This window comes from Aeromonas sp. R6-1, assembly GCF_040908165.1.
GTDB lineage: Bacteria > Pseudomonadota > Gammaproteobacteria > Enterobacterales > Aeromonadaceae > Aeromonas > Aeromonas caviae.
Genome location: NZ_JBFODF010000043.1, coordinates 25,261 through 39,870, shown reverse-complemented (window position 1 = coordinate 39,870; position 14,610 = coordinate 25,261). Strand labels below are relative to the sequence as shown.

At 62.3% G+C, this 14,610-nt stretch carries 15 protein-coding genes; 5 read left to right on the top strand and 10 right to left on the bottom strand.

What is annotated here, in order from left to right:
- Positions 1-181: 181 nt before the first annotated feature.
- Both dgt and arcB read right to left on the bottom strand, forming a co-directional pair.
- Positions 182-1,558: a dGTPase gene (gene dgt / locus AB5Y68_RS13475; RefSeq protein ID WP_039040953.1), complete on the bottom strand. Its 1,377-nt coding sequence runs from the start codon at positions 1,556-1,558 to the stop codon at positions 182-184.
- Positions 1,559-1,587: 29 nt separating this feature from the next.
- Positions 1,588-3,900: an aerobic respiration two-component sensor histidine kinase ArcB gene (gene arcB / locus AB5Y68_RS13470; protein ID WP_039040952.1), complete on the bottom strand. Its 2,313-nt coding sequence runs from the start codon at positions 3,898-3,900 to the stop codon at positions 1,588-1,590.
- Between the two features lie 202 nt (positions 3,901-4,102).
- Here arcB and AB5Y68_RS13465 point away from each other — a divergent pair, with 202 nt between their 5' ends.
- Complete coding sequence (locus AB5Y68_RS13465; protein ID WP_039040951.1) at positions 4,103-5,101, top strand: DUF2860 family protein; 999 nt, start codon at positions 4,103-4,105, stop codon at positions 5,099-5,101.
- Between the two features lie 61 nt (positions 5,102-5,162).
- Here the strand turns inward: AB5Y68_RS13465 and AB5Y68_RS13460 are convergent, their stop codons facing one another.
- The 4 genes from AB5Y68_RS13460 to AB5Y68_RS13445 form a co-directional block, all read right to left on the bottom strand.
- The gene (locus AB5Y68_RS13460; RefSeq protein WP_029313837.1) at positions 5,163-5,855 is read right to left on the bottom strand and encodes a DUF3334 family protein; all 693 of its coding nucleotides are present in this window, start codon (positions 5,853-5,855) and stop codon (positions 5,163-5,165) included.
- 118 nt (positions 5,856-5,973) lie between these two features.
- A complete protein-coding gene (locus AB5Y68_RS13455) occupies positions 5,974-6,420 on the bottom strand; it encodes an HIT domain-containing protein (protein WP_039040966.1) in 447 nt (148 codons plus the stop codon).
- A 73-nt stretch (positions 6,421-6,493) separates the two neighbouring features.
- Positions 6,494-7,117, bottom strand: coding sequence for a DUF2057 domain-containing protein (locus tag AB5Y68_RS13450; RefSeq protein WP_039040950.1), 624 nt, complete (start codon positions 7,115-7,117; stop codon positions 6,494-6,496).
- 74 nt (positions 7,118-7,191) lie between these two features.
- The gene (locus tag AB5Y68_RS13445; protein ID WP_039040949.1) at positions 7,192-8,094 is read right to left on the bottom strand and encodes a LysR family transcriptional regulator; all 903 of its coding nucleotides are present in this window, start codon (positions 8,092-8,094) and stop codon (positions 7,192-7,194) included.
- A 97-nt stretch (positions 8,095-8,191) separates the two neighbouring features.
- On the opposite strand from AB5Y68_RS13445, the gene AB5Y68_RS13440 reads away from it, so the two are divergent.
- The gene (locus AB5Y68_RS13440) at positions 8,192-8,794 is read left to right on the top strand and encodes a short chain dehydrogenase (RefSeq protein WP_039040948.1); all 603 of its coding nucleotides are present in this window, start codon (positions 8,192-8,194) and stop codon (positions 8,792-8,794) included.
- A gap of 123 nt (positions 8,795-8,917) precedes the next feature.
- Here AB5Y68_RS13440 and AB5Y68_RS13435 read toward each other — a convergent pair whose 3' ends face one another.
- The 3 genes from AB5Y68_RS13435 to dapA all read right to left on the bottom strand — a co-directional run bounded on the left by AB5Y68_RS13435 (position 8,918) and on the right by dapA (position 12,189).
- Positions 8,918-10,021: a phosphoribosylaminoimidazolesuccinocarboxamide synthase gene (locus AB5Y68_RS13435; RefSeq protein ID WP_039040947.1), complete on the bottom strand. Its 1,104-nt coding sequence runs from the start codon at positions 10,019-10,021 to the stop codon at positions 8,918-8,920.
- Between the two features lie 169 nt (positions 10,022-10,190).
- On the bottom strand, positions 10,191-11,309 hold the full coding sequence (bamC, locus tag AB5Y68_RS13430) for an outer membrane protein assembly factor BamC (protein ID WP_080770080.1): 1,119 nt from the start codon (positions 11,307-11,309) through the stop codon (positions 10,191-10,193).
- The gene (dapA, locus tag AB5Y68_RS13425) at positions 11,302-12,189 is read right to left on the bottom strand and encodes a 4-hydroxy-tetrahydrodipicolinate synthase (protein ID WP_029313831.1); all 888 of its coding nucleotides are present in this window, start codon (positions 12,187-12,189) and stop codon (positions 11,302-11,304) included. The genes bamC and dapA overlap by 8 nt, the downstream gene beginning before the upstream one ends.
- Positions 12,190-12,377: 188 nt before the next feature.
- On the opposite strand from dapA, the gene AB5Y68_RS13420 reads away from it, so the two are divergent.
- The 3 genes from AB5Y68_RS13420 (at position 12,378) to AB5Y68_RS13410 (ending at position 14,094) form a co-directional block, all read left to right on the top strand.
- The gene (locus AB5Y68_RS13420) at positions 12,378-12,911 is read left to right on the top strand and encodes a glycine cleavage system protein R (RefSeq protein WP_010673166.1); all 534 of its coding nucleotides are present in this window, start codon (positions 12,378-12,380) and stop codon (positions 12,909-12,911) included.
- 23 nt (positions 12,912-12,934) lie between these two features.
- Positions 12,935-13,399, top strand: coding sequence for a thioredoxin-dependent thiol peroxidase (gene bcp, locus AB5Y68_RS13415; protein ID WP_010673165.1), 465 nt, complete (start codon positions 12,935-12,937; stop codon positions 13,397-13,399).
- Positions 13,400-13,593: 194 nt separating this feature from the next.
- A complete protein-coding gene (locus AB5Y68_RS13410) occupies positions 13,594-14,094 on the top strand; it encodes a YfbU family protein (RefSeq protein ID WP_039040945.1) in 501 nt (166 codons plus the stop codon).
- 54 nt (positions 14,095-14,148) lie between these two features.
- Here the strand turns inward: AB5Y68_RS13410 and yfbV are convergent, their stop codons facing one another.
- Positions 14,149-14,589, bottom strand: a complete 441-nt coding sequence (gene yfbV, locus AB5Y68_RS13405; RefSeq protein WP_039040944.1) for a terminus macrodomain insulation protein YfbV — start codon at positions 14,587-14,589, stop codon at positions 14,149-14,151.
- Positions 14,590-14,610: the final 21 nt, after the last annotated feature.

Here is a 14,610-nt window from a genome sequence, read left to right as displayed (position 1 = left end):
AGAGCACGAGTCTTCGCGCTGCCAGAGCAGCGATCGAACGCAACGTTGAACTTGGAATGTTGCATGGTCGTCTCCTTACCGTGTGAAAGTTGAACAAGTTGCCGCAGTGTAAAAAAACACCGAATTTTACGCAATATCTCTCCCACCCATATGGGTGGAATGCGGCCAAAAAGAGGTTCAGTCAAATCCCTGACAACAGCCGGAACTCCTCCAGCGCATAGGTATCCGTCATGCCGCTCACATAGTCGAGCAGCAGCCGCACCCGGTAGTACCACTCCTGCTCGCTCTCCTTTTCGAAACGGGGATCCCGGCTCGCCACCGCCAGTCGATACGCCTTGAGGTGGCGGGCAGAGAGGCGGTGGAACAGCCGTCGGGCAAAGAAGAGCTCGCTCCCGCCGTTGCCTGCGAGCAGCCGCTCGAACTGGCTGGAGGGCAGGGCCAGCAGGCAGGCGTAGGTGGAGAGCACTCCGCGCAGGGCGGCATAGCCTTCCAGCTCCAGCGCCTCCACCTCCGGGCGCATGAACACCAGCTCGCGAGCCACCCGCTTGAGGGTATCGAGTACCCGGGCTGCCGGAGCCTGACCGTGCAGCAGCGCCTGGGGATAGGCCCCGCTCAGGATCTGATCGTGCTCGGCCACATAGGTATGGGCGGCCAGCGCCACCAGATCCCGGGTCAGATGCTGGCGAAAATGGGGGAAGAACCCCCGACCGGAGGCAAGCGCCTCATCGAGCAGGTCGGCCATGTAACCGCCCTCGTCCGCCTCGCGCAGGGCTGCCAGCAGCTCGCTCTGGGTGAGGATGCGCCTGTCCACTGCATCCTCGAGATCGGCGATGCAGTAGGAGATGTCGTCCGCCGCCTCCATGATGTAGACCAGCGGATGACGGCACCCCTCGGCCAGCCCCAGGCTCTGGCCGAGGGCACGATAGAGGGGTTGTTCGCTGAAGAAGATGCCGCGCTTGCTGGTCCAGCCGTGGTGCTGACCATAGCCCTGGGGATGGTGCAATCCCGGCAGGGGCTGCTGCGGGTATTTGCACAGCGCCGCCAGTTGTCCCAGAGTGAGGTTCAGCTCATGGAGGCTGTGCACCAGTCGCAGGCTCTGGGCATTGCCGTCAAACACCAGCAGATCCTGGCGAAGGGTTGCCCACTGGGGGCTCGGCAACTGGTCGTGGGCACGGGAGAAGAGGCCGTCCAGCTCCTGGGCAAGCCACTGACTCATCACCTGCTCGCCGAAATGGCCAAACGGCGGGTTGCCGACATCGTGCAACAGGCAGGACATCTCCACCAAATTGATGAAGGCCCCCTCGCACACCACTCCGGCCGGCAGCGCCGCCAGGATACGGCGACTGATCTGGCGACCGGTCTCCTGCACCTCCAGCGAATGGGTGAGACGGCTGCGCACCGAGGCTTTCACATCGAGCGGGAAGACCTGGGTCTTCTGCTGCAACCGACGCACCGGCGCCGCCTGCACGATGCGGGTGCGGTCCTGCTCCGTCGCCTCCAGCAGGTCTTCGTCTCCCCAGGGGTGAATGCGCTCGGGGGGGATCAAACGGTCATACATGTCGTGGCTCCTTGCCTGAGGCGTCGTGTCTACGAGAGCAGCCAGCGCCGCAGGCGGGCGATGTCACCCGGGTATTCCCGGCGCAGGGTTTCAATCCAGTCTTCCACGTTCTCCCACCAGGCGGGGTGATCCGGGCTCTGGATAAGCTGGGCCGTCTGCTGCAACCGGCGCAGGCCGATGGAGCCCGCCGCCCCCTTGATCTTGTGGGCCTCCTCCACCACACCGGCCTGATCCCTGGCAATCATGTTGGAGTCGAGCACCGCCATGTAGTCCGGCATCATCTTCTCGAACAGCTCGACGCTGGAGAGCAGCACCGGCTTGCCGACCGTGCTGGCGTAATCGGTGAGGAAGGGCAGATCCAGCAGGGCATCCTGATGGTGGACATCGTCCTGCTCGTCCGCCTCGTCCCCGGCGAGATCCGCAAACAGGTGGCCTATCACCTCCCGCACCGCCTTGGAGCCCAGCGGCTTGTTGATCACATCCTGCATGCCGTGATCCCGGTAGTACTGGCGATCGCCGGTGGCGTTGGCGGTGAGCGCCACCATGGGGGGCAGGCTGTCGCCGTAGCGCGCGAGCAGTTGCTCCGCCACATCGAACCCCGTCATGTCCGGCAGCTGGATGTCGAGCAGGATCAAGTCGAAATCATCCGGGTTGGCCATGGCCAGCGCCTCTGCACCATCCCGCGCCACCTTGACCTGATGGCCGAGCTTGTTCAGCAGAGCGCAGGCCACGGTCACGTTGAGCTCCACATCCTCCACCAGCAGGATGTCGAGGGAGGGCATCTCGGGCTCCGGGGCCGCGGCCTTGGGCTCGACGCAGTCCACCTCCAGCTCGGCGGTGAAGCAGGCGCCTTCGCCCGGGTCGCTGTCCACATAGAGTTGACCACCCATGGCCTGCACCAGCTGGCGGGAGACCGCAAGACCGATGCCGGTACCGGTGGCGTGCTTCTTGCCCTGCACCTGATAGTACATGGCGAAGATCTTCTCCTGCTGGGCACGGGGAATGCCCACCCCGGTGTCTTCCACCTCGAAGTGCAGCGCCAGCTTGCCCGGTTCATCAGCGGCGTGGGCGAGACAGCGTATGGTGACGCCCCCTTCATCGGTGAACTTGACCGCATTGCCCACCAGGTTCCACAGCACCTGACGCAGCCGGGTGCCGTCCGCCATCACGAACTGGGGCATGTCGCCGTCCCGGTCGAAGTGCAGGTAGAGCCCCTTCTGCTCCGCCTGGATGCGCGACAGCGTCTCCAGCTCGTCGAGGAAGGCGGGCAAATCCAGCGGAGCCGGCGCAATCTCCAGCCGGCGACGGTCGAGCTTGTCCAGATCGATGATGTCGTTGAAGATGTTGCCGAGCGTCACCGCGCTCAGGTGGATGGTCTTGAGCTGCTGCTGCTGTCTGGCATCGAGGGGCGTATCCATCAGCATCCGGCTCAGGCCCACGATGCCATTGAGCGGGGTGCGCAGCTCGTGGCTGATGGTGGAGATGAAGGTGGTCTTGTCCCGACTCGCCTTCTCCAGCTTGTCCTGGTACTGCTTGCGCTCGGTGATGTCGCGACCAAAGCCGAGCAGGCCGAGCCGCTTGCCGAAGCGGTCGAAGAAGGGCACCTTGCGCAGCTCGAAGTAGGCCTTGCGGCCATCGGGATACTCCAGCCACTGCTCATAGGTGAGCGGCTCGTTCTGGGCGAAGACCTGCTTGTCGGTCTCCACCACCTTGCTGGCGATGTCGTGCTTGTAGACATCGAACGGGGTCAGGCCGATGAGTTCCGCTTCCACCTTGCCGGTGAGCTCCTCCATGGCGCGGTTGCAACCGGAGAACTGCTCGTCCTCGTTGCGGTAATAGACCAGATCGGGGGAGCAGTCGATGAAGGAGCGCAAGAGGGCGGTACGCTCCCCCAGATGCAGCTGGGCCTTCTCCCGCTGGAACACTTCGTTCTCGAGATCCTCGATGGCTTGCTGGCGCAGGGTCTCGGCCCGGTTGGTCTCGGCGATCTGGGCGTTGAGCCGGCTGATGTTCTCCTGCAACTGGCTGTTGAGCTCGAGATCCCGCTCGCGCATGTCTTGCAACTTGCGCACCATCCGGGTCAGCCGCTGGCGGGAGTCCTCCAGCTGATCCACCACGATGGAGAGAAAATAGACGGCCCAGGGGGTCACCAGCAGGCCGAAGAAGACAGAGCGCACCAGGTCGACGATGTCCACGGTGCCGCGCAAAAACAGGGTCACCCCCATCTGGATCGACACGGCCAGCACTATGATGGCGGTGGCCAGGAACATGCTGAAGCGCACCAGTCCCAGCTTGGTCATCAGGTCGACGTAATATTGCGCCCAGGATTTGATCTGCTTCATCTCGTTGTTTTCTCCCCTTTTCTTGCGCAAACAGGATACCAGTACGGCGCCATGAACTCTTGTCCGTCGCGTATTCAATTATTGATTAACGTCACACTCCGGCTGGGGTAGCATGCCTGCCATGCCTCAGTCAGCACCGGTTCCACCGGAATACCGGGGCGCACTGTCACCCTTCTCATTCGTTATGTCAGGAGCATACCCGATGCGAAATCATGTTCTGTTGAGCCTTGGCCTGCTGGTCGCCACCACCGCCCACGCCGATCTGGGGGAGATCCCCCGCCAGACCGGCTGGTCCGGTTTTCTGCTGGGCGGGGTCAATGCCGGCAGCCACAAGTCCAACTTCTATGCCGGTGACGACAGCAACAGCCGTATCGATGATCTGGGCTCCCCCGGCCGCGAAAGCGGTCTGAGCCCGCTGCTCAATGCCGATATCCGCTACACCTTCGCCGATACCCGCACCCAGGTCTTCCTCGGCAACCTCATCCAGGACGCGGTGCGCTTCGACTTTACCCAGCAACTCGGTCTGCGCCAGGAGATGGGTGACAAGGGTATCGTCGCCACCTCCCTGGTGTTCAACCTCATGCCGGTGGAAGTGTGGAGCGATCCCTTCGCCACCGGCGTGGATCGCAGCGCCACCGATCTCACCTCAAAAGGGGTGCGCTTTGCCTGGGACAGGATCTGGGGCAGCAACGTCTACGCCACCCTGACCAGCCGGGAAGTGGAGCTCGACGAGGAGCGCAGCGGCCAGCAATATGACCTGACCCACGGCACCCACTACGCCTCCATGCTGAGCCGCAATGGCAAGGTCCACGACCTGGCACTCTCCTACCAGTACCACTTCGGCGGCGACCAGTTGCTGGAGCCCGCCTTCCTCTACAAGGAGGCCCGCCTGGACGGGAGCGCGGAGAGCTTCAAGAACACCGGTCTGCAGCTGACCTATGCCAAGCGCGCCTCCCAGTGGTCCATCGTGAGCAACCTCTACGCCGGCAAGCGCAAGTATGACGAGGCGAATCCCCTGTTCGGCCAGCGCGCCGATGCCAGCGAGTTCGCCCTCAATGGCACCTTCTTCTGGCACAACCTGTTCGGCATCAAACCCCTTGCCGCCACCTTCACCGCGGCCTACTCCAGCGCCGACTCCGACATCGACTTCTACGATGCCGAGGCGCTTCGCTTCAGTACCGGGCTGCTTTACAACTTCTGACCCGCCCCAAGCAAGAAGGCCACCCCCGGGGTGGCCTCTTCATTTGCACAACCCTCGACCATCAGATGCCGAGGGAATCCAGCAGATCGTCGTGCTCGTTGCTCGCCGGCGCGGCCGCCGGTGCCGGTTTGGCTGACTGCTTGGCCTGAGCGATCAGCTCGTCGGGATCCACCTCCTCCTGCACGCCGCCATCATGGATCCGGATAAACTCCGTCTTGTCCATGGCCAGCTCCAGATAGAAGATGTTGTTGCTGGCGGTGAAGAAGGTCACCCGGCGGGTCTCGGGATTGTCGAGGTTGGTGTCGACGCTCAGCATCACCTGCTTGTTGAGCGCCAGCATCTTGGGCTGGTTCTGGGTGATGTGGGTCTGCAGCTCGCGCCCCACCTTGGTAGTGAAGCTGCCGACAATCTGGTTCATCAGCTCGCCCATGACGTTGCTCACCTCGTCCGAGGTGTGGGAGATGGCGAGATCCTCCTTGGAGAGCCCCATGCTCAGCATGTAGCTCTGGTAGAGCTCCATGGCCGCGGCGGCGGAGAAGTTGATCACCACCAGCCCGGAGAAGCCGCCATCAAACAGCACGAAACAGCCGATGTCAGGCTTGAGGCAGGTCTTGCTGATCCGCTGCACCATGCCGGAGAAGCGCACCTGGGTCTGGGTCGCCGCACTCAATACGCTCGTCACCGAATTGCACAGGCTCAGCAGTACGTCCTCTGTGGTCAATACGGCATCATCCTCGGATCTTGTCACTATCATGGAACCTTCCTGCTGATCGAAATAATGGGGCTGTCACTCGTGTCGCCCATGTCACCATGCACCGGCGCGATACGCTAACAGATTGCGTGATCCCGGTGCCCAAAGCGCGAGCCACCTCTCACTTGACTGGATTATCAGTCAGAAATGGCTGAAATCCATCCAGGGTAGCCAGACGGGTTTGCCAACTGGCAGCCGCCCCTTGCAAGGCCTGCTCCTCATAGGGAATGGCGGGACAGGCACCCCAGATGGGACCGGGCCAGGCCGCATCCGAGCTGAAGCGGGCCACGTGGTGCAGGTGCAGCTGAGGCACCAGATTGCCGAGGGCCGCCACGTTGATCTTGTCCGGGCCGAGTGCCCGCTCCATCAGGGTGGCGACGGCGCAGGACTCCTGCATCAACTGCTGTTGCTGCTCGGGGGCCAGATGATGGATCTCCCGCAGGTTGGCGACCCGGGGCACCAGAATCAGCCAGGGATACTGGCTGTCTTTGGCCAGCAGGACGCGGCACAGGGGCAGATCCCCGAGTATCCGGGTATCCGCCTGAAGGCGGGGGTGCAATTCAAACATGGGGGCCTCGCTGATCAACATGGGCACATCGGGAATCAAAGATGTGCCCACGTTACTGCAACGGGGAGCAAACTTAAAGGCGCGGCACGGCCCAACCGATGAAGCGCTTGCGAAGCGCGGGGTCCGCCTGCAGGAAAAGCTGTTGCAACTGCCCTTCCAGGGCGCTGGCCGGCACGGAGGAGGCCCGGGGCGTCGCTACGGCGGCCGCAGCCACATCCGCCGCACCGGCGAGCACGGCAGGCCCCTCGCCACGGTTGTACTCCATCAGCCTGGCATGCCAGTCCATGCCGATCTGCATCCCCTGCACCATCATCGTATCCTGGCGCACCTCGAGGGGCTGCCCCCCCGCCACCAGGCCCAGGACAGGGGCCCTGGCGTAGCGTTCCATCCCGGCCTCGTCCGCAGGCACGGGAGCCTGCAGGCGCACCGACTGCCCGCGTGCCTCATAGCGAAGCACCTGGGGCTCGGAGCGAACCTGGCGATCGTTGTCGCTGCTGTTGCGACTCGGGATCACCCCCTCGTAGCGCACCAGCAGTTGCTGCTCTCCGTCGGCCAGCACGGCATGCTGCTCGTCCTGCACCTTGCCTGCGCTCACCGCCAGGATCTGGAAATCCCGGGGCACCTCGACCCTGACCTCGGCCTGCACACCGCCGCAGCACAGCAGCGCAACCCCTGCCCAACCCTGATGACGCTTCATTCCCTGACTCTCCTTTCGCGATGAAGGGCGCAGGGTAGCAGCCCCAGATGACAGAAAAATAACGGGATGCAGGCTCACCCCAGCAGATAATGGGGCCGCTCGGCAAACCACTGGGCCAGCACCTGCTTGAACAGCCGGATCTTGCGCGGCACCCGGCGCTGCTGGGCGTGCAGCACATGGATCGGGTGCAGGCCGGTCTGCCACTCCGTCAGCACGGCCACCAGCTCCCCTCGGGCCAGGCTGGCCTCCACCAGCATCAGTGGACACTTGGCAAAGCCCATGCCCGCCCGGGCCAGTTGCAGCAGGGTGCTGTAGTGGTTGGCCCGCACTCGCCCCTGCACCAGGATGTGCGCCTCCTCCTCCCCCTGGCGAAAGTGCCACTGCTCCCAGTCCGGGTTGTGGCCCTGCAGCAGGCAGGAGCGACCCCCCAGTTCATAGGGAGTGGCGGGGATCCCCTCCCGCGCCAGCAGGGCGGGGCTTGCCACCACCACATCCTTGAGCCTGCCGAGCGGCAGGGCCACCAGGTTGTCGGGGATCAGCTCCATGGCCCGCAGGGCGATGTCATTCTCCCCCTGGCTCATGTCGATCATGGCATTGGTGAAGTTGAGCTCGACCTGGACGCCGGGGCAGAGTTCGGCAAAACGGGCGAGCAGCTCGCTCACCATGCGGTCCCCCGTACTGACCGGGCAGGTGAAGCGCAGGCGGCCGCTGTCCTCCTCGGTCAGGGCGCGGATCCCCTCCTCCGCCTCCCGGGCCAGGGCGAAGATCTCACCGGCCTGCTGGTGAAGCACCCGCCCCGCCTCGGTCAGGCTGAGTCTGCGGGTCGTGCGCTGGAGCAGCTGGGCATTGAGGGCGGACTCCAGGGAGCTGACATGGCGACTCAGCATCCCCTTGCTCACCCCCAGGGCATCGGCAGCGGCGGAGAAACTGCCCCGTTGCACCACTTCATAGAAACTGGCCAGGTGAGTGATATCCATCATTAGCTCCAATGTGGAAACAATGGGTTCATCATAAGCGCTTTTTCTCCCTTTTTATCCCGCTATCATCAACTCATCTCAACCAGGAGCGATAGATATGAAGATTGTGATTGTGGGTGCCTCCGGCACCATTGGCGCCGCCGTCAGCGAACTGCTTGCCCAGGATCACCAGGTGATCCGGGTCGGTCACAGCCAGGGGGATGCCAGAGTGGACATGCGCGACCCCGCCTCCATCCGGGCGCTCTTCGAGCAGGTCGGGTCCTTCGATGCCCTGGTGGTCGCCAGCGGCAGCGTCGCCTTCAATGCCCTGACCGAGATGACGGACGAGCAGTGGCAGGTGGGGCTTCAGAGCAAGCTGATGGGCCAGATCAACCTGACCCGGGCCGCCATTGCCCACCTGAGTGACCGTGGCTCCATCACCCTCATCAGCGGCATTCTGAGCGAGGAGCCCATCCACTGGGGGGTGAGCGCCACCACCATCAACGGTGCTATCGAGCACTTCGTGAAAGGTGCCGCCTGCGAGCTGCCAAGGGGCATTCGCATCAACGTGGTCAGCCCCACCGTGCTGGAAGAGTCCATGAGCAAGTATGCCGACTTCTTCCCGGGCTTCGTGCCGGTACCCGCCGCCCGGGTGGCCCAGGCCTACAAGAAATCGGTACTGGGGGTACAGACCGGCCAGATCTTCCGGGTCAATGGCTGAGCGCTCCGGACAACCCAATGAAAACGGGCCCCGTCATGGGGCCCGTTTTGTCATCTGCGTTGCAAGCGCCTCCCCTGCCACCAGCAAACGTTTGTTCGCCTGCGGCAAAAAAAGCGGTCGGCCTCAGTCGATCAGGCCGTACTGCTCCCGCAGTACCTCGATGATCTCCTGCTTCGGATTGGCACTGCGTACCAGCGGCTGACCGATGATCTTCTCGGCGATCCCCACATAGGTGCGGGAGATATCCATCATCACCTCGGTGGGCAGCTTGTTGTCCCGGGCTAGGGCGAAGCGCTCGGGCATGCGGTTCTTGTTGAGCAGGATGTCCGGATCCGGGAAGTGGTTCAGCAGCCACTGGCGGAAGCCCTCTTTGGACTTCTCGATGATCTCGCCGCCGCGAAGGGCTGCGCCGTCCCAGATGCGGGAGCTGTCGGGGGTGCCCACTTCATCCATGTAGATGAGCTTCTCGCGACCGGCGGCATCGGTCACGTAACCGAACTCGAACTTGGTGTCGACGAAGACCTGATCCAGGGCAGCCAGCGCCTCGCTGATGACGTTGAAGCCCTCTTTGAGCAGCGCCTCGTAGCGGTCGATGTCCGCCGGGGAGCGGAAGCCGAAGGCCTGATGGTGGCGCTCGATGTCGCCGCGGGAGACGTTGACGTCGTCCGCTTCCGGCACGCCATCCAGCCCCTTGAGGATCCCCTTGGTGGACGGGGTGATGAGGATCTCGGGCAGCTTCTGATCCTTTTTGAGCCCTTCCGGCAGGGTGATGCCGCAGAATTCCCGCTCACCATCCTTGTAGGCACGCCACATGGAGCCGGTGATGTACTGGCGGGCAATGGCCTCGATCATCACGGGACGGGCTTTTTGCACGATCCAGACGAAGGGGTGCGGGATGTCCAGGATGTGGCTGTCCGCCAGCCCCTGCTCCTTGAACAGCTTGAACCAGTGGCTGGAGATGGCATTGAGCGCCGCGCCCTTGCCCGGCACGCCGTTCAGACCGTCCACCCCTTGCCAGATGCAGTCGAAAGCCGAGATGCGATCACTGATCACCATGAGGGCCAGGGGCGTATCGGCCGGCACATCATAGCCTTTCTCCCGAATGAGCCGGGCACTGTCTGCCGGGGTCAACCAGTAGACGCTGCGCACTTTGCCGGAATGGACAGGTTTATCGGTACGGATCGGCAAATCGTCGTTCACCGCCAATACTTGATCTGCAAGACTCATGGCTAATAACACTTCCTGTTGTGGGACTAGTTAGGCAGGGGCACCAGACCCCTGTCTGTGGGGGATTCACATCATCAGGTACTCAGGCCCGGGGCAACCGGCTCGGCACGCTGGCCCTGCGGCAACCCGGACATAACAAAACAGGGGCGCGAGGCCCCTGTTTCCATGCTTACTTCGCCCCCTGATCGGCCAAGCCCTTGGCAAAGGCCTCGGACAGGCTGATGTACATCTGGGAGATGACACCGGATGCGACAGGCTTCTTGTCCTTGTCGAACAGGGTGATGGAAGTCTTGCCGCCCGTCATCTCGCCGAGCTGGAAGCGATACTTGTCTTCCTCGATCTTGAAGGGCTCCGCTCCCTTGGCCTTCCAGAACTCGCTGTCCGGCTCATCGTACTCCACGTCGATCCAGCCCAGGGACTGCTGGGTGTCCTTGATGGTGAAACCATAGGCAGGCAGCACCTGATTGAGGCGGCGCCACACCTGGTCAAACGACCCTTCGGCAATCCAGGCGCTCAGCTCGTTGTTGTCCAGACCCAGCTCCAGCCCCATGCCATCGCTGGACTTGTGCTGTTCACGGGCCTTGAGCTGCTTGTCGTAATAGAGGGAAAACTGGTTCAGGGCGCGGGTGGCATAACGCTGGGCGTCCGCCGGCGTCAGCACAGTGCTGGTCTCGCCGTCGATGGTCTCTTCGTGATCCAGCACCCGTACCGACATCTTGATGGCGTGGCGCTGCACATCGTTGCGCAGGGTGAACTGGTAACGCTGACGGATCTTGAAGTCATCGTCATCTTCCGCCCAGCCATCGAGCACCGCGGAGTTGTCAAACCAGCCGGTCTGCAAGACGCCGTCCTGCTGGTCCAGCTTCTCGGTGGTGACCTTGTGTTCGGCCAGGAAGTTCATCAGGAAGGCCCAGGTATCGCGCTCCACGCTCTGGGAGGTGCTGAGGGCATAGAAGGCGACGGTCGGCTCGCTGGCATTGGCCACCACCTGGCTGCCGGGCACCACGGTGAGCAACTGGGCGGGCGGACGCACGTCCACCTTGGCCCCGAGGGCGCCCTCACGGCTGCTCTCGGGCAGGGCCGGAATGTCGAAATTGCTGTTAAAGGCGGGGGTACTCAACCCGGCGGGCACAAGGAAGGCGCGGCCTTCGAGGCGGCTCTCTTCATACTCGAAGCCACGGTTGGCCATTTTGCGTTCCTGGGGTGAGCTGCAGGCAGCCAGCACGGCCACCGTCGCGACACTCAGTACCAGGCGCACTGCATTTCCCTTTCCATTTGCTTTAAACACTCGCCATCAACTCCGCAGTCGTCAGTGCTCGCGCCATCGCCGCTTCCCCCTCGGGGGTGAGATCGGTCAGGGGCAGACGCAAGGTCGCCGTCGCCATCAATCCCAGCCGGGCACAGGCCCATTTCACCGGGATGGGACTCGGTTCACAGAACAGAGTCTGATGCAACGGCATCAATCGATTGTTGATGTCATGAGCCTGCCCGGCATCACCGGCCAGGGCAGCACGACACATGTCGGCCATCTGGGGCGCCGCAATATTGGTGGTGACCGAAATGACACCATCGCCCCCTTGCAGCATAAAATCACATCCGCTGGCGTCATCGCCACTATAGAGCGCAAAATCCGGCCCGCACAGTTCGCGCAGCAGCGGGGTACGGCCAAGATCGCCAGTCGCTTCTTTCAAACCTATGATGCCGGGCACCTTGGCCAGACGGGCCACCGTCTCGGGTTTGAGGTCACAGCAGGTGCGACCGGGCACATTATAGAGAATTTGAGGCAGACCACTAGCCTCGGCGATCGCACAATAGTGACGATAGAGGCCTTCCTGGGTGGGTTTGTTGTAATAGGGGGTCACCGAGAGACCCGCCACCACGCCCATGGTGGCGAAACGCCGGGAGAGGGCGATGGCGTGAGCAGTATTGTTGGAGCCGCAGCCCGCGATGACGGGAATGCGTCCGGCGGCGTATTCCACCGTCTTCTCAACCACGGCGATATGTTCCTGCTCGCTCAGGGTGACCGACTCTCCCGTGGTTCCCACGGCGACAATGGCGCTGGTCCCGGCATCCACATGATATTCCACCAGCGCTGCCAGACTGACCCAATCGATGTCGCCCGAAGGCAGCATGGGGGTAACGAGCGCAACAATACTACCGCGTAACATGGATAATTCTCCCGATTTTCAGGGGCGTAATGGTAAAGCTGCCCCTTTTGAAAAACAAGGGAGGCACGGGACAAGCCGTGTTACCATTCGGCACAAAACGTATGAATGCACGCGCGCGCAAGAGGCCTCACGGCAGGGTGCCGGCACCCGCGGTCAACGCATTCTCAATAATGGACGAGAGACGATTTATGACTCACTACCTGGTCGTAACGGCCATCGGCACGGACAGGCCTGGCATCGTCAATGAGGTGACCCGTCACGTCAGTGGCTGCGGTTGCAACATTGTCGACAGCCGTCTTGGCATCTTCGGCAACGAATTCACCTTCATCATGCTGCTGTCCGGTGACTGGAACAGCCTGATGCAACTGGAAATCAGCCTCCCACTGCGCAGCCAGGAGTGGGATCTCATCACCATGATGAAACGCACCGAGCGCCACCACTCCCTGCAATATGACATCAGCGCCAGCGCAGAGGTGCTGATCCGGGATCAGCCGGGTATCGTAAGTCAGTGCACCCAGTTCTTCAGCGATCACGGCTGGGACATCCAGGCCATGCAGACCATCACCCTGGAACAGCAACCCTTCAACCTGCTCAAGGCGAACTTTCAGTTGAATCTCTCCAAGCAGGGAGAAGAGCCCGGCTCGAAGACAGCCTTCGCCGATTTCTGTCGTGGACTGGGCGCCGAATCGTTCGAATTCATCGTCAATCACAAGTACGCCTGACGGCGTTTATCCGAGGAGACCCCATGTCACCACTAGAAGCTGGTACCCAGGCCCCCGATTTCTCCCTCTCCGATCAGGACGGCAATCAGGTTCGCCTCGCCGACCTGCGCGGCAAGAAGGTGCTGATCTATTTCTACCCCAAGGCGATGACCCCGGGTTGCACCACCCAGGCCTGCGGTCTGCGCGACGTCAATAGCGAGCTGGCTGCCCTCAATGTGGTGGTGCTCGGCATCAGCCCGGACAGCGCCAAGCGCCTGAAAAAGTTCGAGGAGCGCGACAACCTCAACTTCCGCCTGCTGGCCGATGAGGATCACGCGGTGGCCGATGCCTTTGGCGTCTGGGGCCCGAAGAAGTTCATGGGCAAGGAGTATGACGGCATCCATCGCCTGAGTTTCCTCATCGACGAAGAGGGCAAGGTTGCCCATCGCTTCGACAAGTTCAAGACCAGCGATCACCATCAGGTGGTGCTCGACCTCGTCAAGGGCTAAGCCACCAGCGGCATTGTTGCAGGGCTCGCCATGGCGGGCCCTGCTCGTTTCACCACGGCATCAGTCCCACTCTCTGGCGGCCCACCAGAGCACCTCTTCCCCCCTTTTCTCGCCAACCTCCCCTCTCAGATCAAAAAATTCATCCTGGATATGGGTTAACGTGACCCCAGATTCATTTTCCAGCGAGACAGCCCATGAACATGAGCCACACCGAACGCCTGATCCTGAGCAACCAGTACGAGATCCTGGCCAAACTCAATCCGGAAAAGGCGGCGTTTTACCAGCGTGCCAGCACCATCGTCGAGCGCGGCTACTGCCTGCAGATCCTCGAGCTGGAGAAGAGCTTCGGCCATCTGGATCTCGCCACCTGCCAGGAGGTGCTGGACACCCTGGAGCTGCACCATGCACTGGCCATCTCCTGGGGCAACCTGGATGCCAGCGCTCGGGCCGATGTCAACGAGAGCCGCCTTGCCTTCAACGGCTACAGCCGCAGCCAGGAGCGGGAACTGGCGGATTACGTCTGCTTCCTGCTGGAAGTGGACAAGCGCTTCCCCGAACTGCCCTGCCCCTGTGACGAGCTCTCCAGCGACATCGCCATGCGGGACAAGTACCAGCGCATGCTGGCGGTCTGGCGTCAGTGCCCCCGTCAGTACAAGCTCTCCATCCAGGAGATCAGCAAGGTGCTGGCCGCCTGAGAATGTGAAAAAGGCGCCTGAGGGCGCCTTTGTCGTCAGTCTGACTCCGGAAAGTCATTCGTAGAGGAAGGATTTGTCCAGCTGCTTGAAGGCGGCGTTGAGGGTATCGGCCAGCTCTTCGTAGCGGGGACGGGCCACCAGCTGACGCTGGCCCCCTTGCTCGTTCATCTTGCCGTTTATCTCCCGATACCAGGTGGCGAGGGAGGGGGGCAGCCGGGTATCGGCGCGCTGGCCGAGCCAGTAGTACCCTTGCAGCGGCAGGCTGAGCAGGAAGAGCACGGACGCCATCACGGAGGGCCAGTAATGAAGCTCGCCAAACTGGAACTGCACCATGACGCTGAGCACCGCCAGTGCCGGGATCACCTTGAGGGCGAACTCGGTGGCCCTGATCACCCGATTCTCCGGGAACATGGAATTAAGCTCGGGACGGCGCGGCCAAAGAGTCATATAATGACGGCCTTGCTGTAATTTAGTTCCAAAAATGTTCATGCTCATGCTACCTCCGAGCTCTTTTCG